General features: G+C 50.7%; 18 protein-coding genes. 13 read left to right on the forward strand and 5 right to left on the reverse strand.

Annotation, left to right across the window (positions count from 1 at the left end):
- Positions 1 to 19 precede the first annotated feature (19 nt).
- From ABKW30_RS14910 to ABKW30_RS14930, 5 genes are all read left to right on the forward strand, one after another.
- Entirely contained in the window at positions 20 to 589 is a 570-nt protein-coding gene (locus ABKW30_RS14910) for a flavin reductase (RefSeq protein WP_348599819.1), read from the forward strand.
- Between the two features lie 13 nt (positions 590 to 602).
- Entirely contained in the window at positions 603 to 926 is a 324-nt protein-coding gene (locus ABKW30_RS14915; RefSeq protein ID WP_348599691.1) for an XdhC family protein, read from the forward strand.
- Positions 927 to 928: 2 nt separating this feature from the next.
- Positions 929 to 1,618: an XdhC family protein gene (locus tag ABKW30_RS14920; RefSeq protein WP_348599692.1), complete on the forward strand. Its 690-nt coding sequence runs from the start codon at positions 929 to 931 to the stop codon at positions 1,616 to 1,618.
- Between the two features lie 9 nt (positions 1,619 to 1,627).
- Positions 1,628 to 2,506: an alpha/beta hydrolase gene (locus ABKW30_RS14925; protein ID WP_348599693.1), complete on the forward strand. Its 879-nt coding sequence runs from the start codon at positions 1,628 to 1,630 to the stop codon at positions 2,504 to 2,506.
- Between the two features lie 115 nt (positions 2,507 to 2,621).
- Positions 2,622 to 3,047: a hypothetical protein gene (locus ABKW30_RS14930; RefSeq protein WP_348599694.1), complete on the forward strand. Its 426-nt coding sequence runs from the start codon at positions 2,622 to 2,624 to the stop codon at positions 3,045 to 3,047.
- 30 nt (positions 3,048 to 3,077) lie between these two features.
- Here the strand turns inward: ABKW30_RS14930 and ABKW30_RS14935 are convergent, their stop codons facing one another.
- The gene (locus ABKW30_RS14935) at positions 3,078 to 4,004 is read right to left on the reverse strand and encodes a diacylglycerol kinase family protein (protein ID WP_348599695.1); all 927 of its coding nucleotides are present in this window, start codon (positions 4,002 to 4,004) and stop codon (positions 3,078 to 3,080) included.
- A 78-nt stretch (positions 4,005 to 4,082) separates the two neighbouring features.
- Complete coding sequence (locus ABKW30_RS14940) at positions 4,083 to 5,381, reverse strand: glucoamylase family protein (RefSeq protein ID WP_348599696.1); 1,299 nt, start codon at positions 5,379 to 5,381, stop codon at positions 4,083 to 4,085.
- A gap of 128 nt (positions 5,382 to 5,509) precedes the next feature.
- Here ABKW30_RS14940 and ABKW30_RS14945 point away from each other — a divergent pair, with 128 nt between their 5' ends.
- From ABKW30_RS14945 to ABKW30_RS14960, 4 genes are all read left to right on the forward strand, one after another.
- Complete coding sequence (locus ABKW30_RS14945; RefSeq protein ID WP_348599697.1) at positions 5,510 to 6,202, forward strand: fumarylacetoacetate hydrolase family protein; 693 nt, start codon at positions 5,510 to 5,512, stop codon at positions 6,200 to 6,202.
- 248 nt (positions 6,203 to 6,450) lie between these two features.
- Positions 6,451 to 6,930, forward strand: coding sequence for a hypothetical protein (locus ABKW30_RS14950; RefSeq protein ID WP_348599698.1), 480 nt, complete (start codon positions 6,451 to 6,453; stop codon positions 6,928 to 6,930).
- A 179-nt stretch (positions 6,931 to 7,109) separates the two neighbouring features.
- Entirely contained in the window at positions 7,110 to 9,734 is a 2,625-nt protein-coding gene (gene mprF, locus ABKW30_RS14955; RefSeq protein WP_348599699.1) for a bifunctional lysylphosphatidylglycerol flippase/synthetase MprF, read from the forward strand.
- Positions 9,731 to 11,113 (forward strand): AcvB/VirJ family lysyl-phosphatidylglycerol hydrolase, encoded by a 1,383-nt coding sequence (locus tag ABKW30_RS14960; RefSeq protein WP_348599700.1) that lies wholly within the window; start codon positions 9,731 to 9,733, stop codon positions 11,111 to 11,113. Before mprF ends, ABKW30_RS14960 begins: the two co-directional genes overlap by 4 nt.
- Before the next feature lie 2 nt (positions 11,114 to 11,115).
- On the opposite strand, the gene ABKW30_RS14965 is transcribed toward ABKW30_RS14960, so the two are convergent.
- A complete protein-coding gene (locus ABKW30_RS14965) occupies positions 11,116 to 12,084 on the reverse strand; it encodes a bile acid:sodium symporter family protein (protein ID WP_348599701.1) in 969 nt (322 codons plus the stop codon).
- A 108-nt stretch (positions 12,085 to 12,192) separates the two neighbouring features.
- On the opposite strand from ABKW30_RS14965, the gene ABKW30_RS14970 reads away from it, so the two are divergent.
- Entirely contained in the window at positions 12,193 to 12,789 is a 597-nt protein-coding gene (locus ABKW30_RS14970; RefSeq protein WP_348599820.1) for a DUF1349 domain-containing protein, read from the forward strand.
- On the opposite strand, the gene ABKW30_RS14975 is transcribed toward ABKW30_RS14970, so the two are convergent.
- Complete coding sequence (locus ABKW30_RS14975) at positions 12,775 to 13,437, reverse strand: GntR family transcriptional regulator (RefSeq protein ID WP_348599702.1); 663 nt, start codon at positions 13,435 to 13,437, stop codon at positions 12,775 to 12,777. The genes ABKW30_RS14970 and ABKW30_RS14975 overlap by 15 nt on opposite strands.
- 154 nt (positions 13,438 to 13,591) lie before the next feature.
- On the opposite strand from ABKW30_RS14975, the gene ABKW30_RS14980 reads away from it, so the two are divergent.
- The 3 genes from ABKW30_RS14980 to ABKW30_RS14990 are packed head-to-tail and all read left to right on the forward strand — an operon-like array spanning position 13,592 to position 17,438.
- A complete protein-coding gene (locus tag ABKW30_RS14980) occupies positions 13,592 to 15,169 on the forward strand; it encodes a sugar ABC transporter ATP-binding protein (protein ID WP_348599703.1) in 1,578 nt (525 codons plus the stop codon).
- 47 nt (positions 15,170 to 15,216) lie between these two features.
- Entirely contained in the window at positions 15,217 to 16,476 is a 1,260-nt protein-coding gene (locus ABKW30_RS14985) for an ABC transporter permease (RefSeq protein WP_348599821.1), read from the forward strand.
- Positions 16,473 to 17,438, forward strand: coding sequence for a substrate-binding domain-containing protein (locus ABKW30_RS14990; RefSeq protein WP_348599704.1), 966 nt, complete (start codon positions 16,473 to 16,475; stop codon positions 17,436 to 17,438). Before ABKW30_RS14985 ends, ABKW30_RS14990 begins: the two co-directional genes overlap by 4 nt.
- Positions 17,439 to 17,628: 190 nt before the next feature.
- On the opposite strand, the gene treY is transcribed toward ABKW30_RS14990, so the two are convergent.
- Entirely contained in the window at positions 17,629 to 20,235 is a 2,607-nt protein-coding gene (treY, locus tag ABKW30_RS14995) for a malto-oligosyltrehalose synthase (RefSeq protein WP_348599705.1), read from the reverse strand.
- Positions 20,236 to 20,262: the final 27 nt, after the last annotated feature.

Here is a 20,262-nt window from a genome sequence, read left to right on the forward strand (position 1 = left end):
GTTTCCTTCACTGAGTGCAATCCGGCCCTATATAAATGATGCGTCTTGCGTTAGTGATGCAAAGACAAATGGAAAAAGTACTGTGTTTATCGCTAAAGACCAGAAGATAGAGCCTCTCGCGTTTCGCAATGCGATGAGCCATTTTGCTGAAGCTGTTCACATTCTTACCACTGATGGCCCGGCGGGTCGTCGTGGCGTGACCATATCAGCAGTGTGCTCGGTGTCTGATGATCCGGCGACCATGCTCGTCTGTCTTAATCGTAAACATGAGTTCAATCACCTTTTTGTAGAGAATCAGGTTTTTGCAATCAATACGCTGTCCTTTCAACAGCAGGCCCTTTCGGAAGCTTTTTCGGGCAAAGGCGATCTTTCGCAGGCCGATAGATTCGCACTTGGAAAATGGCATACCGTGCAAACGGGTGCGCCTGTGTTGGTTGATGCACTAGCAAGTTTCGATTGCCGGATTGTCGCCACACACGAAGTGGCAACGCATTACGTCATCTATGGCAAGGTAACGGCGATCAACATGGGGGAACTTGAAAGCTCTCTGGTTTATCTCAACCGTGGTTATCATAGCGTCGGAGACTGAGGCTGGGGAAACCATGACACGACAGCTTGTCGATCCACTAACGGTTGCAGAAAGCTGGATGCGGGAAGGCCGCGACGTTGCAATAGCTACGGTCATAGAGACATGGGGATCGTCGCCGAGGCGTGCAGGAAGTCAGCTGGTGGTTGACAGCACAGGCAATTTCGAAGGATCAGTTTCCGGAGGATGTGTCGAAGGTTCCGTTATCACGGAAGCAGCCGATGTGATCCGTCATGGCGAGCCAGTCATGCTTGAATTTGGTGTCGCCGATGAGACCGCTTGGAAAGTGGGACTCTCCTGTGGAGGGCGCATCAAGATTTATGTCGAGCGACTAGGTTAGCCGTGGATCCCTTTAGCCTGAAGAAACTGAATGAAGCGCGCCGCGAACGGCGTGCTGTAATGCTGTTGACTGACCTCGCTGACGGTCGCGATCGGGTGATAAGAGAAAGCGACCCTGTAGCGGGGAAGCTGGGCGAAGTTGTCAGAAAAGTTTTTCTGACAGGGCAATCCGGAGTTGCTGAAGTTGAAGGTCGCTCTTTCTTTTTGAATGTCTATCTGCCAGCGCCACGCCTTGTTGTCATTGGCGCTGTTCATATCAGCGAAGCACTTGCTCCAATGGCAAAAATTGCTGGCTATGAGATGGAGATCATCGATCCGCGAACCGCTTTTGCAACGCAGGAACGTTTTCCCGATGTAGCGGTATATGCCGACTGGCCGCATAGGGTTCTGCAGGAACGCCCACTGGATGCCTATTGCGCACTGGCGGTGCTGTCCCATGATCCCAAAATAGATGATCCGGCGTTGGAAATGGCCCTGAATGCCGGGTGCTTTTATATTGGAGCGCTTGGCAGCCGCACAACGCATGCAAAACGCGTGGAACGATTGAAGTTGCTGGGATTCAGCGATGATCATATAGGTTCGATCAATGCGCCGATCGGTCTGGATATCGGTGCTGTTGGCCCGCAGGAAATTGCGGTCGCGATTATCGGCGAAATTATCAAGGCCTTTCGCACACGCACCGAACGATCATGAGGAAATGAATTGAAGAAGCCCGGTTTTCTAGCAGCATTATTCTTTGCCTGGTTTGCCGGTGCAGCGTCGGCGGCCCAACTGGAACCTTACAAGGACAATTTGTTTGCCTATCCCAATATTCTCAAAACAAGCGATAATGGTGACTACATCGTCGTCGATTACAATGAAACGCGGGATATTAACGGGCGGGACCAAATTCCGGAGCGCCGCGTAAAGCAGGCCTATGTATCCATGCAGCCCAAACGCTCACAAAAGGATCTGGTTATTACGACAGATAATGGAGCGTTGAAGGTCATGGCCGTTGGCAAGCTTGATGGCGAGGCTTCAGTCATTACGATTTATCTGCACGGGCAGGGCGGCAATCGTCAGCAAGGCATGAATGACTACACGTTTGGCGGGAATTTCAACCGCCTCAAGAATCTGATGGACAAGAACAACGGGCTTTATCTTTCGCCGGATTTCAGTGATTTTGAGCAGAAGGGTGCGGGCGAGATTTCAGGTTTGATTGGATATGTCAAAACTAAATCGCCCAACGCCAAGTTGTTCGTTGCTTGTGGCTCCATGGGTGGAGCACTGTGCTGGCGATTGGTAAATGATGCTACCGTTTCCAAAAACATATCCGGCTTGGTTTTGCTCGGGTCCCTGTGGGACAATAAGTTTCTCGGTTCGTCCGCTTTCAAACGCCGGATTCCCGTGTTTTTCGGTCACGGTAGCCGTGATCCGGTATTTCCGATTGACACTCAAGAGGCGTTTTACCGGAAGATTCGAACACAAACTCCGGGTTATCCTGTTAAATTTCACCGGTTCGAGAGTGGTAATCATGGAACGCCTATTCGAATGACCGATTGGCGGCTGGTATTGAGCTGGATGCTCTCGGTTGCAACCTGAGCCCATGTTGCAATAAAGTCCCATTGTGGCAGTTGTGCCACTCGACAATTGTTAAAAAGCGAATAGTTTCCGGCCTTATATAACATCCTTCGAGACGATCTTTGCGGAGAGAGCAATGCGCCTGCCCAACAACATCCTGTGCCGGATTGCCCCATTGGCAGTTCTTATTCCATTGGCAGCGTGTTCTACGTCAAGCGAACCCAACATGCGGCCAACAATCATGCCGACATTTGCTCCGGTTCGTCCGCCTGTTGATGCGGCTCTTGCCGATCCTTGCATTTCAGCTGCGGCAACGAAATATTTCCTGGCTGAAAATCATATCACTGCGATTGACGCCGAACCAATTGGTGGCGGGATAAATCAGGTGCGGTTGAAGGCCGATATTCGTGATGCAATGTGTACTGTTACCGACAAGGGTAAGGTACGTTCGGTGGTTGATACAATGCCGAAAAGCGCCGATCAGGTTGCGGCTGAAGAAGCGGCAGCGGCCAAGAAGGCTGCACAACCTGCTCCAGAGCAGAAGCCCAAAAAGAAGAGTTAAATCGGGTTCGATTGAGTTAGTGGGGCGGCCTTAGTCGCCCTGTTTTTGTTCCTGCTGGTCTCTTGGGGGCACGAGTACATTCAACTCCCCGGCATGTATTGCGATTTTGACGTCCTTGGGTAGCGCAACCAATTCTCCATCGATTGTCGCCTTGGCGCTTTTCCTGAGATGAGGAAAGTGAAGCTGGACTTCTTTCGCCAAGATTTCCTCAACATCGGTATTCCGGCGCCATGAGCCGGTTATAACTGTCAAAGCCAGTTTCATCAGAGTACCCGATGAAAGGCTGCCGGCGACATAGACACCCAGTTCACCTCTGTTCACGTTTTCCGGCACTGGCAGCATCGTCTGCCCATAAGGATTATTGGCTATTGAAATCGCCGATACCGTTCTCTCGGTCGGGCTTCCATCTATCGTCATCCTCACCGCAAAGCTGGGCGGCTTGGCCATTGCTTTCAGAAATGCACGAAGGCTGGCCAGTCTTTTGCCCCAACGGGAGCGAAACTCCAGCGTATTACGAAATTTGATCATCTGCGGCTGAAAACCAATTGAAAATTGGTGCACAAAGCTCTCGTCATTGGCGGTTGAGATATCGACGGCTTCGATCTGGCCGCTTGCAAGGCTTTCGAGCGCCGCGTTAAGCTCCAATGGAATTTTCAAAGCCCGAGCGAAAAGATTCATGGTGCCGGCTGGCAGCACAGCAAGTGGCACCCCGGCCTTCCATGCAATATCCGCTGCAGCAGAAATTGTGCCATCACCACCGCCTGCCATGAGCACATGTTCTCCGGCCTCTGCTGCAACATTTTTCAATGCAGTTACGATGTCTTTGCCTGCTACAATCTCGCTCTCGAAACTATGGCCATGCTTTTCAAAAACGTCCTTTGCCGTTTGCGAAAAGAGAGCCATATCCATCGTGCGAAATGTGCCGCCATCGCGGTTGAAAACGGCATGAACTTTCATAGCTGGCCCCTGAATTGCAGATAGGAATGAAAAGATGTGGATTGAAAACTGATTAATTGCACGGACTGACGGAATGATTCAGCCGTGATTTGGTTCCGCAGTTTTTTCCATATGCGGACTGTTAAAGCCCAGTTTGAGCAGTGCATATTTTATCTCGGGAGCGCTCATGAACAGGTTCCAAAGCAGGCCGCTACGGTAATTCTCTATCATTGCAATAACCGGCCCCTGATCGATAGCCAGATATGTTCGTGCATACCATCCGCTGGCTGGCGAGAATGCATCGACAAAGCCGAACCGGCCTGCGATCTTGCCTTTCGGCAAGCTAAGAAAATGGCGTAGTGCCTGCATGGATTCGATTGGCGTATATGGCATGCTGCTGAGAGATGCCGTTGGAGCGATCAGGCCAAAATCAGATCCCGGTGAACTGACCACATAGCCAGTTGGCCCATGACTAGAAGTCAGTCCCCAACAATCAGCACCGTATCCGGAATAGCCATGCGGATTATACACACTATGCAAATAGTTGATACGGCTATGGTTTTGATTTTGCTGCCAATAATCTGCATAGCCGTCGATAAGGCCTCGTGGGTCCAGCCCGCAAAACGAATAATGGGCAAAAAACAGCGGTCCGCCGTAATCTGGCCCCAGTGGCAATGTGACTCCATAGTAGTCACGGCCATTGAGAAACGCACCATTTCCCGCGAATCCATCATTATAACTGTCAGCCTGAATGCCGTATTGTTCGGCCGCGGCCGCTAAAACATAAGTAATGAGCGCTTCGTTCCATCCCCGAATTGGTACATTTCGGGCGAAGCGATATTTTGGACTACGATGCCAGTAAAGAACGTTTTCTCCGGGTTTAATGTGGTTGCTCCACTGCACACCTCTCCAGATCAAGTTGATACGGTCTCGTAGTGTCAAATCTTCGACGCCGGTAGTGTTGAAGTACTGCCTGACACAAATCAGACCTTGAATGAGAAAAGACGTTTCGACCAGATCGCCACCATCATCCAACTTGGAAAAGGGTATTGTTGAGCCATCCGCGCCGTTTATGAAGTGCGGGAAGACTCCATGATAGCGTTTTGTGCGTTCCAACGCCGAAAGCATCAGATCTATTCGCTCGCGAGCCTGCTGGTTTGTAATCCAACTATGTTCAAGAGCAACCAGAATTGCCATGAAAGCGAATCCGGAGCCGCCAATGGCGACAAGGTCATTTTCGGGATCGTCGGCGCGGCCAGATCTGTCACGTGCAAGTCCGCTTTTGGGATGCGCGCCTTCCCAGAAGTAAGCAAAACTGGAACGCTGCACATTCTCAAGCAGAGCATCATCGTCATCCTCAGCGAGGTCCGGGGCCGTTAGGTCAAATCTACGGTGCATGAAAGAGGAAAGTCCCCGCTGCGACTTGTGGAGTTGGCTCGATGATCGTTTTCTGGTCTTGAAAGCATGTAGTATGGATGATCTAGTTCAGAAAGACTTCAGCGATCAATAAGCGGTGAAACATCATCATGCATAACGAGTTTATTTTCGAACCAGCCCCCCAGTCGGGACTGGAAATTTCCGGTTCGAATAAAATTTTTCCGGTTCACAGGATATATTGCGTTGGCCGGAACTATGCTGACCACGCTATCGAAATGGGTCATGACCCGAATCGCGAGCCGCCTTTTTTCTTCCAGAAGAATCCCGACTCACTCGTGAAACAGGGTCAGGATTTCCCCTATCCATCAGCCACGAATGATGTTCATTTTGAAATGGAACTCGTGATTGCAATCGGGAAGGGCGGAGTGGATATCGCTGCTGACGCAGCGCTTGATCATGTATTTGGATATGCTGTCGGGCTGGATATGACGCGCCGTGACCTGCAAGGGGAAGCCAAAAAACTTGGTCGCCCTTGGGAAGTAGCCAAGGCGTTTGAATCATCGGCTCCCTGCTCATCAATTGTTCCCGCATCAGAGATCGGTCATCCAGCGAAAGGGGCGATCTGGTTGAAGGTAAATGGCGTGGAGCGCCAACGCGGCGACCTTGACCAGATGATCTGGAAAGTGCCCGAGACCATTACCTATCTTTCGACATTGTTCACTTTGAAAGCGGGAGATCTCATCTTTACAGGAACACCGGCGGGGGTAGGCGCAGTCGAGCGCGGCGATCAAATGGTAGGTGGTGTCGACGGAATTGCCGAAATTACAGTAAGCGTTGTGTGATGTGATCTTAATTTTGCCAACAAAGATGATTGTTCTTGCTGTGAACAAGTTGCTTGTTGGAAAATATTTTAGACCTGTTTGCCAACTCTGCTCAAGAAAAAAGCCTTTAGAATCGATGCGCAACATAATATTCGTCGACTAAATAAATATATTCTGCGATTCGATGAAGAATTCGTGTGTTGTCTTTGAAAATAAATGCTTTATTTAGTGTGTGAACATAACACGCATGGTTCGAAAGTTGGCATTTGATGAACTACAAAATTCTGTTCGGCTCATACCCTATCCCGCGGTTTGCGGGCATAGCCAGCCATAACTTCGTAGTGATGTGTGACGAAACCGGAAGGCCACTTTTTGAGATAAATGGCGGCGCATCCAATGCGGACGGCAGCTTTAACTATTGCGCCATTCGGGGACCGCTGACAGCCGTTGTTACAGATTATGCTCACCGTGATTTGCGCTGCTATCCTGAATTCTACGTCCGTCCGACATCAGTAACGTCGCTGCTTCTGGAAGGCAGCTATAGTTCGATAGCAACTCACTGGCGTGCTGCCGTCGAATTGGCAGAGCGTATTCGCCAATCTGATCTGCGTTATTCTTTTCTGCTCCAGAACAGCAATTCTGTTGCGACAGCCGTTACAGAAGCTATGGGTTTGACTCCACCATTGTCCGCCGTTGGTCGGGTAAAGGCACCGGGAAGCTATCGTCGCTTGGCGCTGAATGCTGCATAGTCGACGTTGCTTTGGCTGGCCAAGCAAGTATGTTCGTTTCTCTGTTGTTTTGATAGATTAGTTTCAGTTTTTCTTACTTTTTGGCGCAATCCCGCCATTATTGGATTGCTAGTGACGCTACCCCAATTTCATGGTGAACTTGGCATTTAGAAACCGTTTTTTCAAAGCCGGTACCTGCAATGACGCCAATTGCTGACAGTGAAAAGCAAATCCGTAAGATTGAAGCGCGAGCGGAGTCCAGCAACCCATGGAGCGTTAAAGCTCGATCTGCATTATTTGCGTTCCTGGGTATCGCTGTAGCGGCCATAAGTCTGTTGGTGTTAAGCCATCTGTCGAGCGACATTTATCTCCATGACGTCCGCCAGTCATTGCGTGAGATACCTCTGAATCTGGTTGTCTTAGCGTTTGCGTTCACTGTGTTAAGTTTCGCAGCGGTAGCTGTCTATGATGTGGTTGCCGTCGAAACAATTGCCCCAGGTCGGATACCGTACCGAATTTCCGCAATGGCGGGCGGTGCTGGTTATGCTATTTCGAATGCACTCGGATTTTCGCTCCTGACCGGCGGCGCATTGCGTTACCGTGTCTATGCGGCGGAGGGCATAGACACAGCCGATATTGGCCGGATTATCGGTACATCATGGATGGCGATCTGGTTCGCATTCATTATTCTCATCGCTGTCGCGCTCGTCATAGATCCTTCTCGAATTCCGTGGATCGTGTCATTCGGACCCATTGTCGATCAGGTAATCGGTGCAGGAATCCTCGCGGGCGTAGCGCTGTTGCTTTATTGGCTTTCACGCCGCGAGCGCACCCTCCGGTTTGGCAAGATGTCAATTCGGCTTCCTTCAACACAGGGAGCCCTATTGCAGATTATTTCAGGCTTGGTTGATGTCGCGGCGGCGGCAGCCACGCTCTATGTTCTGCTTCCCGCTGGTTCGGTCGGCAGCATTCCAGCCTTTGCTTTGGTATACGTCGTTGCCGTCGCGCTGGGCATTGTCAGTCACGCGCCGGGCGGAATTGGCGCTTTTGAGGCGACAATCATTGCCGGTCTTGGGCTGGGGCAAAACCCCGATGCCATTGCGGCACTTGTCGCTTATCGCGCCATATACACGCTCTTTCCTTTTTTGGTTGCCGTTGCCGGTTTTGCCTTGTCCGAAATTCTCAGGAAACGGCATGTGCTTACGACATCTACCCAAACGGCTGTGCGGATGTTTGAACCACTCATCCCGCCATTGTCGGCAGGCATAGCCTTTCTGGGTGGAATAGTGCTGCTGATCTCGACGGTCATTCCAGGCACCCATTACAGGCTTGAGGCGCTTGCGGATATCGTTCCGATGCCCTTCCTCGAAATGTCGCATCTGGGAGCAAGTTTTGTTGGGCTTGCTCTACTCATCGTTGCGCGTGGCTTGGCCCGGCGGCTCTGGCGTGCATGGCTGGTCGCTCTTTTACTATTCAGTCTGGGCGCTGTTTTTGCCTTGGTGAAAGGCTTGGCATGGGAAGAAGCGCTTATGCTTACGTTGATGGCAGGAACGCTGTTGCTCTTTCGCGACTCTTTTTACCGCAAGCCCCTCGGTGAGAGTTTTGCCCTGACTTGGGGTTGGCTTGCCAGCGTCGGTACAACAGCGTTCGCCATTATCTGGCTCGGGTTCTTTTCCTATCGCCATGTGGAATATGCAAATGAGCTTTGGTGGGAGTTCGCTTGGGATGCTCAGGCATCGAGATTCCTGCGGGCTTTGGTTCTGGTTCTGACTTGTCTTGCCGCCGTTACAATCAATACGATCATAAATGGGGTAGGGCGCATCAAATTGCGGGCTCAACCTATTCCGAATGACGTGCCGGGACTCGTTGCCCAATCACCACGTGCCTCCGATGCCTTGGCTTTGTTGGGTGACAAGCGTTTTCTAATGGATGGCGCAGGACGTGGCTTTGTCATGTATGCCCGTTCAGGGGGAAGTCTGGTTTCCATGGGTGAGCCCGTCGGGATCAACGATAAAGCCGTCTCTGATCTCGCCTGGACGTTTCGCGGACTGGCTGATCGAACGGGAACCAGAACCGTATTTTATGGTGTTGGTCCGGAACGATTGCCATTGTTTCTTGATATGGGACTGACGGCCTTGAAACTCGGTGAGGTTGCGCGAGTGGACCTTACTGAATTTTCTCTGGAAGGCTCCAAACGCCAACCTTTGCGTTACGCAGCCCGGCGTCTGGAGAAGGAGGGAATTTCTTTCGAGATTCTGCCAAAAGAGCAGACCGGTGAGGTAATACAGGAGTTGCGCAAGGTTTCAGATGCTTGGCTGGCCATAAAATCAGGATCAGAGAAGCGGTTCTCGCTCGGCTCATTCGAGAACGCTTATCTTGCAAATTTTGACATTGCGGTTTTGCGGAAAGAGGGGGCGATTGTTGCCTTTGCAAATCTCTGGCGAGGTGCGGACCACCAGGAAGTTGCCGTTGATTTGATGCGGCATTTGCCGGATGCATCAAGTGTCATAATGGATGGGCTGTTTGCCAATCTGCTGGTTGCTGCAAAGAATGAAGGATATCGTTGGTTCAATCTTGGCGCCGCGCCGCTATCCGGTCTATCGGATAACCATCTTGCATCGCGCTGGAACCGTATAGGCTCGTTTATTTATCGGCGCGGAGCTGAGTTTTACAGGTTTGACGGACTTCGTGCCTTCAAGGATAAATTCGGCCCGAAATGGACGCCTTACTATTTAATCTGCCCTCCGGGGCTCGCAACGCCGCGCTCGCTCATTGATGCAACCAACCTTGTGAGCGGAAGTCCCTTCGAGGTTTTTAAAAGATGATGTTTTTGCGTAACCGCTATGTTTTGATTGTAGCGGCCTTTCTAATCGTCAGCGTCGTCTTGGCTGCCGGGCTGCAATTTGCCCCGCAATTGGGTTTGCGCGTACCTGGAAAGCCAATACTGGTTTCGTCTGAACGCCTCAATGATGTCCCACTTTTGCAGCCTTCGGGGAAGCCGAAAGCGCTGGCGATCCTCGTTTCGCAGAAGGGCGGGCTTGCAGCGGACGATAATAGCTTGGCCGAACTGCTGCTGGAGCGAGACTTTCTTGTTCTTACCGTTGATCTGGAGAAATGGCGCAAGGAACTCAATCAGGACACTGGCGATTGCACCTACTTCGTTTCCGATTTCGAGGGGGTTGCCAAGGAGGCGCAGCGCATGATTGCCGTCGACGTTTATATGCATCCCGTCATTATTGGAATCGGTGAGGGCGGTGTGATGGCTTATGCGTCCGTGGCCGATACGCCTGCGGCCACAATTGCTGGCGCCGTAATCGTAGACCCGTCAGTCGCTTTGGATACAAAGTTGCCATCATGTGAGGGAGCTGATTACGAAGCAGTGGCTGGACAAGGCTTCAGCTATTCCTACGATGCCGACCTGCCAAACCCGGCGACGATAATACGGGAGAAGCCCGACACTGATTCCAAGGGACCGCCGAGCGCAGGCTTCTTTCTTGCTCAAGAGAAAATTGGTGCAACCAAAGCTGAACGGCTTGAGCTTGCAGCGGATGCAGCAGTGGCTATTGCGAAAGAAGATGCGTCGGTCGAGGCATTGCCAGTTGTTGATATTCCATCTGCCAATGGACCGGCAAAGTATGTGGCTCTGTTCTTTTCCGGTGATGGTGGATGGCGTGATATAGATAAATCCGTTGGTGATATTATTTCAAAAGAATCCACCCACGTGGTTGGTGTAGATTCGCTGCGCTACTATTGGTCGCTGCGTAAGCCGGAAGGTATTGCCAAAGACATACAAAGAATGGCTGCGAAGGCCGATCCGAGCGGAAAATTGCCGGTCCTGCTGCTTGGCTACTCGTTTGGGGCAAACACCGTACCCTTTGCCTGGCCCTATCTGCCCAAACAACTTCAGGATCGTATCAGCCTTGTTGGATTGATCGGGACTGAAAAGACGACGCCTTTTCAAGTCTCTGTTGGCGCTTGGCTGGGTTTGGGAGGTGACAATGAGGTTGCGCCAGCTGTCGCCAAGATTCCGACCGGAAAAGTACTCTGTGTCTACGGTTCCGAGGAAGATGATACGGCTTGCACTGATCCATCATTGAGCGCTGTGGAAAAAATCGAACTACCGGGCGATCATCATTACGATGAGAAATACGAGCTTCTTGCTGCAAAATTGATGGAGGCTGTGGTCGCTCGGCAGTCCAAATAAGCTTAGACGCTTCGATTGGCCCTATCCGCATAACGTTGGGCGATAACGGCGCATGCCATCAACTGAATTTGGTGAAACAGCATCAAGGGCAGCATAATACTCCCGATGCTTTGTCCGGCGAAAAGCACAGTTGCTATGGGTACGCCGCTCGCCAAGCTTTTCTTGGAGCCGCAAAAGGTAATTGCGATTTCATCTTCCCGTGAGAAACCAGCCCAGCGGCTGCCAAACATTGTGACCGCGAGCACAGCAGCCAACAGAACAATATCGATAATGATGAGCGTGGCGAGATCGCTGATCGAAATTGTGCGCCATAGGCCTTCCGTAACCGATTCACTGAAAGCCAAGTAGACAACCATCAGGATTGATCCGCGATCAATCGGCATCAAAAGCTTTTTCTTGCTGCGAAGAAAATTACCGATCCATGGCTGAAGTATCTGCCCAAGGACGAATGGTGCAAGCAACTGAAGGAGGATCGATTGAAGCGCATCCAGCGAAAATCCTGCATGTCCCTGTGCCGATAATAGAACGCCTGCGAGTACCGGCGTTAAAAACATGCCGAAAATATTTGAAGCTGTTGCCGCGCAGATTGCTGCCGGAACGTTGCCGCCTGCGATAGATGTGAACGCTATTGATGATTGAACTGTAGACGGCAACACGCACAGGAAAAGAACGCCCGCATAAAGTGCAGGTGAAAGAATAAAAGGTACCAACAATCCGATGCCCAGACCGAGCAGCGGAAAGAGGACGAAGGTAGCGGCAAGGATGGTAAGGTGTAGTTTCCAATGAAGGAAACCTGCGATAACTACGTCGCGGGACAGCCGTGCGCCGTGCAGGAAAAACAGAAGACCAATCGCTACTTTGGTTGCATAGCCGAAATATTCAGCTGCTTCCCCGCTGACCGGTGCAAATGAAGCAATGACCACCGTGACGACGAGTAGCACGGTGAATGTATCGGGTAAAAAACGTGACATGATTTTTCCAAACCGGGATGGTCTATTAACGCTGCCTGAATCGCACTTCCCAGTGCTAATAACGTCGCAGTTGCGATGCAGCAAGAATATGACAGGAGCGAAAAAACCATGAGCACACAATTCAGTTGGTTAAATGAGCCCGCGATCCACAGCGGCAATGACAGTGCGCTCAAACTTATGACCGACGACCGCACAGATTTCTGGCAGCGCACATTTTATGGATTTGAGCGGGACAACGGCCATGCCTACCTGACGCCAGTTTCGGGTGATTTCAGCGCTAATGTTACGATTAAAGGGAAATACGAGGAGCTTTACGATCAGGCTGGCCTTTTGCTCAGAATTGACGAGCGGAATTGGATAAAAGCAGGGATCGAGTTCACTGACGGCTTGATGCATTTCAGTGTCGTCGTCACAAATGGAATATCAGACTGGTCGGTTCTTCCATTACATAATGCGCTCACTACAGATGAGGTAAACGTAAGGGTCACGCGTCATGGCGATGCGGTTCGCGTGCAATATTCAATAAATGATGGCCCGTGGCAGATGGCAAGATTGGCGCCCTTTTCAGCTGCTGATGCCACTGCTGGAGCAATGGCCTGCTCCCCTCAACGAAATGGATTTGAAGTCATTTTCACCGATCTGAAAATTGGTCCTGCAATATCGCGCAATCTTCATGAGGCAGCCGATAGCTCAGCTTCCGAATAGTTCCGGTCTTTTTTGTTGAAGTTGAAGAAGCATGATACCCATCTTTGAGATGTGATCCTCCATTGTCTTGGCCGCCAGATCCGGATCACGAGCGCTGATGGCTGAGATGATAGCTTCGTGTTCGAGCAGGGTTTCACTCATTCTCGTTTCGTAATGCAAGAGCAACCTCCTGACGCGATCAATCTGACTGCGTTCTTTCGCGGCGATTTCGCGAAGTCCCACCAGTCCAGACGCATCGCAGATCATGTCATGCAAGGCTTCATCCAGCTCGTAAAACTGTTCGAAATCCAATGACTCGGCGGCTTTTCGCTGATCTTCAAGATTTTTGCGAAGTTGTATGGCGGTCTCAACCGTTCCATTTGCAGCCGCTCGCCGAACGGCCGCTGTCTCAAGGGCAACTCGAACAAATTGCGCCGTCTCGATTTTGTCTAGCCAGAGCCGGGCTACGAATGTGCCTGCTTGGGGGTAGATTTCAACCAAGCCTTCATCCGCAAGCCTATTGATTGCCTCGCTGACAGGTGTTCGGGAAACGCCGAGCTGGGTTGCAACAAGTTCTTTCCGAATTGCTTCACCAGGAGCGAGCTGTGATGAGATGATCGCTTGCCGCAGGATACCGTAGACCTGATCCTTACGCGTGGTTGAAACCACCTTTTGCTCTTTGTAGTTTCTACTCGAAAAACGCGGTTGCAAGTTGTGAAGCTCCCCCTGAAGTCCAGCCAGCATTAAGCGTTACAAATCTTCTGCGAAAGCATTTGACTCTCAGCATTCAACATCTAACATGTTACACACCAGCTTTAAAAGAATGTTTTGGGAGGAACATTTTTTGGAAAGTTCGAAGCCGATCATCTCGCTCCGCGGGGTCAGTAAATCATTTGCCCACGTCATTGCATTGCGCAGCGTCGATCTGGACGTTTATGCGGGCGAAATCCATGCTGTTATGGGTGAGAATGGTGCCGGGAAATCAACGCTTGTCAAAATCCTGAGTGGCGTCCATCGGCGAAGTTCAGGCTCAATGGAAGTTAGGGGGCGAGAGGTGGATTTCGCTTCACCAAAAGAAGCCGAACGTGACGGCATCGCTATTATTCATCAAGAACTGAACCTGATTCCAAGCTTGAGTGTGTCCGAAAATATCTTTCTTGGGCGTGAGCCGCTCAAGGCCGGGTTATTTATCGATTATGCTGAAATCGAAAAGAGAAGCGCCGAGATATTAGCCAAATTTGGCATTGATATTGATGCACGGGCTGATGTCGAGACATTGAGAGTTGGTGAGCAGCAGCTTGTAGAGATCGCCCGCGCCCTTTCGCTGAATGCTGATGTGCTTGTGCTGGATGAACCGACATCAGCATTGTCGGAAGCGGAAGCACAGCGTTTGGCGGGCTTTGTACGTGTTTTGGCATCGCAGGGCGTAGCAATTCTCTATATCTCGCATCGCATGAGCGAAGTGTTTGCGCTGGCAGACAAAATCACCGTTTTGAGAGATGGTAATTTTATCGCGACGCGGCGTTCCAGTGAAGTCAGCCAGCGGGATGTCATCCGTATGATGGTTGGGCGCGAATTGAAGCCGCAAGAAAGCAAGAACAGTGTTTCGAACAATCCTGTAGTCCTTTCCGTAAAGAATATTGGCTTGCAAAAACCCAACTCGCGCGGGCGGATGCATAACGTCGTCGATGGTGTGAGTTTTGATGTCCATGCCGGAGAAATATTTGGCATCGGCGGGTTATTGGGCTCGGGCCGCACCGAGGTTTTGGAGCTAATATTCGGCGCATCGAGGGGCAAGAGTTCCGGCTCTATCTCACGAAGTGGCGCCAGCTTCAATGTAAGGTCTCTTACGCCTCGCGCCTCGGTTGCGAATGGCATTGCTTTTCTGACGGAAGACAGGAAAGGCAGCGGGCTGCTGATGCATACCGATATCCGGTCCAATGCAGTGCTTCCCTCGCTTCCATGGCTTGCACCGACGGGGTGGATAAGCCGCTTGCGTGAGAATGCGGTTACTAATCGTATGATCAAGTCAATGCGTGTCCGCTGTCAGGGTCCGGAACAGCAAATCGAAGAGCTGAGCGGCGGAAACCAACAGAAAATTGTTCTTGGAAAATGGCTGGAAACAAAACCGCGTGTGGTTTTGCTGGATGAGCCAACGCGCGGGATTGATGTAGGCGCGAAGGAGGAGATTTATGACCTACTTAAACAGCTTGCTGCGACAGGCGTTGCTATTGTGATGGTGAGTTCCGAGTTACCAGAGTTGCTGGCGCTATCAGATCGCATTCTTGTAATGTGTGAGGGCAGGGCAACCGGTATTGTCGAGAGCGACGATTTTTCTGAAGAGCGCATCATGGAGCTTGCCACACCTTCTGGCGCCCGGCTTGAAGGAGTGGCCGCGTGAGCCAGTCAAGCGAACAGATCAGAGCTTCGTCTGGAGCGTCCGAACGCCTGAAAACAGTGTTGAAACACACCAAGCTTTATTGGGGTCTGGTTCTGCTTTTCATCTTGGGTGTTCTGTCGTCCCCGATATCATCAAAAGGCAATAACATATTCCTTTCATTCGGTAATCTCTCCGATGTGTTCCGGCAAATATCGGTGACAGGTATTACTGCTGTAGGGATGACATTGGTTATCCTGATTGCCGGTATTGACCTTTCCGTCGGTTCCGTTCTCGCGCTGGGCTCAGTCGTATGTGCCATGCTGTTGACCAATGAAGGATGGTCAGCCGCTTATTCAATCGGAACGCCAGCGCTATTCATTCTCGTATTCTTATGCCTTTTCGGATTGATGAGCTTTGCAGCAAAGCTTCGTACGAGTGCTGAAGGCAATTTGCCGAATGCGGTATCGGCCAGCCCCAAAATCATAGCTGCGGTTGCACTTATTGTGGCTCTTGTCGCGGCATTTGGGATCGCAATGGGCTCCGATGGCAAAGCGGGTGTTCTGCTCGTGCTCTTGGTCGTACCGGCCGTGGGGTTCATGCTTGGCATGATCAACGGACTGGTTATTGTAGGTGGCCGTCTACAGCCATTTATCGTTACTTTAGCGATGATGGTGGCCGGTTTGGGTATTGCCCGCCTGACAGCAGGGCAGAACACGGCTGTTTGGCCGGTTTATACGGGAAGCAATGCCACCGAAGATTTTGAGCTTCTTCGTTCCTTGATATTTGGCATAGTTCCCGTTCCCGGGGTCATATTCGCTGGAATTATCTTTCTGTTCTGGGTGGTCCTGAAATTCACGAAGTTCGGGCGATACGTCTACGCCATTGGCGGCAATGAGGAAGCAGCCCGTCTGGCCGGTGTGCCGGTCTGGAGGGTCAAGATTACGGTCTACGCCATTTCCGGTTATCTGGCAGCTTTGGCGGGTATCCTTTACGTTGCGCAGTATCGTCAGGGCAAACCGGATGCAGGAATGGGTCTGGAACTCGACGCCATTGCAGCAGTTGTCATCGGCGGCACCAGCCTGATGGGAGGGCGCGGATCAATGATTGGCACGCTTGTTGGCGTTTTGATCTTCGGTTTTCTCAGCAACATTCTGCAACTCAACAATATCGACAGCAATACGCAGCTCGTACTGAAAGGCGCGATCATTATCGTCGCTGTACTTCTGCAGGAGCGCCGCTCAAGCGGCTGGCTGTTCTTTTTATCGCAACTGAAACTGCGAGACCGGGCAGAAAAAAATACAACAACATCAAAGGGAGAGAGAAAATGAACATAACCCGCAGGCATTTTTCAAAGTTGGCACTGGCAACGGCCATATTGATGCCCTTGGCAATCAATGGCGCGCTCGCTCAAACCAAAGACAAATATGTTATTGGATTTAGCCAGACGACAACAGTTGAACCCTGGCGTGTACAGTTCAACAAGGATTTAGAAGCTGAGGCCAAGAAGCACTCCAATGTCGAACTTCTTGTTGCCGATGGTCAAGACAAAACTGAAAAGCAGGTTGCGGATGTCGAAAACTTCATTCGTCAGGAAGTAGACGCAATTCTGATTTCTCCGAAGGAATCTGCTGGTTTAACCGGAGTGGTTGAAAAGGCGATGGATGCGGGCATTCCGGTTATCGTTCTTGATCGCAACGTTGATACTGAAAAGTACACACAATGGATTGGCGGCGACAATGTTGTTATTGGCGAAGCTGCAGGTAAGTACGCTGTTGAACTCCTTGGCGGCGCAGGTAAAGCCAAGGGCACTGTGGTCGAAATCTGGGGCGGTTTGGGTACGCAAGCCAGCCACGACCGAAGCAATGGTTTTCATAAATTTACGGATGCCGAGAATGGCATAACCTATCTGCTGGACAAACAATCCGGCGATTGGAAGCAGGATCAAGCCTATAACATCATGGCGACGGCTCTACGTAACCACGAGGATATATCGGTCGTTTACGGGCACAATGACCCTATGGCTTATGGAGCATATCTCGCCGCAAAGGATGCCGGGCGCGAAAAGGGTATTCTCTTTCTGGGCGTAGACGGGTTGCCTAATGAGGGCGTGCAATGGGTAAACAAAGGTGAACTCGCTGCGACATTCCTTTATCCCACACCGGGTGCAGAAGGTCTTCGTCAGGCGCTAAAGGTGCTTGCCGGAGAGAAAGTTGAAAAGAAGATCGTGTTGGGAACCGAGACGATTACCAAGGAAAACGCACCGGCAATATTAAAGGCCAATGGTCTCTGACATCTGACCGAACACGCTAAGATTATAGGAATAAGTTCTCAGCTGAGAACTTATTCCAGTATAATTAAGTTTAATCCGGGCTTGAAAACACGGGTATTAAAGAGTGATTTCGAGCAATTTCTCAGCCATTTTCGAGAATTCTTCCGCAAAACTACATGGCGAAAACAAGGTTTTTGCGTGGCGACGTGCCTTAATTCACGCCTGCTATGAGTGTCGCAGTGGAAAATTCGCGCATTGCGTCAGCGGCCAAAAAACTGTCCTCTGGAGTAATTGTCTCACCTGTCAGAATGTTTTCAAAAGTCGTCAAGTTTTCCATTTCCGGCAGATGGATTGTTGTGTCGCCCCAAACCGGAACCGGCATGAAAGGCTCCTGAAATTTAGAAACTGACTCAAATGGCAAACGTGGCACCGCGACCACACAAGATGTCGATCCAGCACGACGCATAAATGCCACCAGATGATCGGAATAGACCCCGCTCACTTTCAAGGGGATGTATTCTCCCTTCTGAAACAATGCTGGATGTTGCTGTCTCAATCGAAGATGCATTGTTATAACGCGCTGCTTCACTGCACCGGAGTGCCAGTCTGACAACAGGTTTACGAGTGGCGATTGCTCTGCATAGTTCAGTTGTGTGCCAAGTTTTTCAAAGCCAAGCGCATCAGGGGAACCCGTTTGCGAAATCGAGAAATCCCAGGTTTCCGAGCCGGTCTGTATGACGGGTATACCAGGCGTCGTCAGTTTAAGGACAGTTTGCGTCAGGCTGTTGACTGCACCTGCAACCCAATAAGGCTTTATCCGATCTGCGAATTCCGTGAGAAAATCGCGGTCGAGGAAAAGCTCTCCGATATAGTCGGCGATTGCCAGTTCATAGGGGCGGTTTGTTTCCGTCCAGAACGCGTCTTTTCTCATTTCGCGAACAGCTCTGATGACAAAGGCTGTCAGTTCCTGCTGTACCGTCATGAGGGCTTGCTGATCGTCAAGGTGTAGCTCAGGTGGCCAGATTGCAGCCATGGTCTGGTAGATCAACCACTCGGTTTCAGGGTGAGGCGCCAAGGCTGCTTCGATCGTTTTGACGTTGCCAGCAAAACGTATGCGCCAGTCGGAAACGCATTGCGCCCAAACTTCCGGTGCTTCGGTAAGTGCCAGAAGACGCATACGAGCATCTTCTCCAAATTTGGTGGCATAGGAAAAGCTAGTTGCATTCATGCCGAGAGGCATAGCGGCAGCTTTTTGCGCCATGTGTTTATGAAATGCTTCTACCGGGTGTTCTGCATCCGCCGAGAAGACGGTGATTTCGTCGAGCGTGATCGGACCGCGATCATAACGGTAAGATTCCTCAACCGCTTGAGCCATAACGGCTGCGGATAGCTGCTGATAACGAGTGTCGAACTCATCATATATGGCTGATGGCAATACTGATCTATCTAGTCCTGCGGTTTCCAGAATTTTGGCATAGTGATGCTGACGATCATTTGAGTACGTTCGAAATACAGGCAGTTCCGTAATAGTTTCGGAAACCACCTGCCTTACCTCCAACTCACCAACATCGTCCGACGCATATTGCAGCAGCAGATCACCCGAAGCCTGAAATTCAGGGGCAAACTTTTTGTGAAGAATCGCACGTTTCGCGTCGCGGTAGTGTCTTTCAGGCGGTCTTTCCATCCCCATCATTGTGGCATAGGCCTGTTCGAGAATTGGAAGCCGTGCGTGATCAATCAAAACATTTGAAGTTGCGGAAATGAACTCATAACCAGCCGTTCCGTTCGCACTCCATTCTTCTTGGCTTTCGCCATTCAGGAAAATCTTATCGGTTACGATATAAGCATCCTTACCGGCAACATAACGCAGTTGCTTCAGATAACCGGCAGGGTCAGCCAAACCGTCTATCTGATTTACGCGAAATCCACTGACTGCGCCTGATTTGAGTAATTCCAACGCAGTTCTATGAAAATCATCAAAAACCTCGGGACGCTCCACCTTCGCCCCAGCAGAATACAGCGAATCGTATGAGTGCCGGTAACTAAGAGAGCTGCGTGCTTCTGCAATGGTTGTCAGGACCCAATGCTGCTCTGCCAACACTGTCTTCAGCGATGTTATTTGGCTGGTCATCTTGTTGAGATGGTTCGCCAGTTCCAAACGATCTGAAATACTGCTTTCACCATAGATCATGCGGAGGTTTTCCCGAAAGTTGTTCGGGTCCAACGGACCAGCTTTGACTATTGCTTCCTGCAACTTGCCCGACAAATCATTATCAAGGCCCTTTAAAGCTGTCGTGTAGGATAACGGCGACAATGGGTAGAAGTTGCCGGAGTGCGATACTCCAATGGCTTGTGCTCCAGTGTCGAATGCCAAGGTAATGAGTCCGGCATCCAATTCTTCAGCGAGCGGGCGTTCCAATACCGGCAGCCCGAGTTGACTGCTCCAATCAATGTCGAAGTATGAGGCATACTTGGCTTGTTGCCCCCACTCAAGCAGCGACCTCCACCAATTATTCTCATGGGAAACAGGTATTTGATTGGGATTGATATCAATCAGGAGACTGATGCCAGCTTGCTTCAACGATTGACTGAGTAGAGCAAAGCCCTGCTCGCCGCCGGACTTTTGATCCAGCACCGTTGGATCGAACGAGCGCCGGCCGTTACCCGCATCGTTTGTATTGAAAACAGACGATACACTGACGGAGTCAACGCCCAGACGTTTGAGATATGGCACTACCGTTGTGAGGTGATGAAAAGTGATACCGTTCTTCAAAAGCAATCGATAGGTTGATGTCGGTACTTCGTTTTCTCTGGGCATTCTGATTTCAAAACTCCTGATTTTCTT

It is taken from the genome of Phyllobacterium sp. SB3, assembly GCF_040009165.1.
Taxonomy (GTDB): Bacteria; Pseudomonadota; Alphaproteobacteria; order Rhizobiales; family Rhizobiaceae; genus Phyllobacterium.

Coding starts and splice junctions, on each gene's coding strand:
- ABKW30_RS14965 (WP_348599701.1), bottom strand. CDS start 12,084: ATGTCACGTTTTTTACCCGATACATTCACCGTGCTACTCGTCGTCACG.
- ABKW30_RS14980 (WP_348599703.1), top strand. CDS start 13,592: ATGTTTTGGGAGGAACATTTTTTGGAAAGTTCGAAGCCGATCATCTCG.
- ABKW30_RS14970 (WP_348599820.1), top strand. CDS start 12,193: ATGAGCACACAATTCAGTTGGTTAAATGAGCCCGCGATCCACAGCGGC.
- ABKW30_RS14945 (WP_348599697.1), top strand. CDS start 5,510: ATGCATAACGAGTTTATTTTCGAACCAGCCCCCCAGTCGGGACTGGAA.
- ABKW30_RS14935 (WP_348599695.1), bottom strand. CDS start 4,004: ATGAAAGTTCATGCCGTTTTCAACCGCGATGGCGGCACATTTCGCACG.
- ABKW30_RS14930 (WP_348599694.1), top strand. CDS start 2,622: ATGCGCCTGCCCAACAACATCCTGTGCCGGATTGCCCCATTGGCAGTT.
- ABKW30_RS14960 (WP_348599700.1), top strand. CDS start 9,731: ATGATGTTTTTGCGTAACCGCTATGTTTTGATTGTAGCGGCCTTTCTA.
- ABKW30_RS14990 (WP_348599704.1), top strand. CDS start 16,473: ATGAACATAACCCGCAGGCATTTTTCAAAGTTGGCACTGGCAACGGCC.
- ABKW30_RS14915 (WP_348599691.1), top strand. CDS start 603: ATGACACGACAGCTTGTCGATCCACTAACGGTTGCAGAAAGCTGGATG.
- mprF (WP_348599699.1), top strand. CDS start 7,110: ATGACGCCAATTGCTGACAGTGAAAAGCAAATCCGTAAGATTGAAGCG.
- ABKW30_RS14940 (WP_348599696.1), bottom strand. CDS start 5,381: ATGCACCGTAGATTTGACCTAACGGCCCCGGACCTCGCTGAGGATGAC.
- treY (WP_348599705.1), bottom strand. CDS start 20,235: ATGCCCAGAGAAAACGAAGTACCGACATCAACCTATCGATTGCTTTTG.
- ABKW30_RS14950 (WP_348599698.1), top strand. CDS start 6,451: ATGAACTACAAAATTCTGTTCGGCTCATACCCTATCCCGCGGTTTGCG.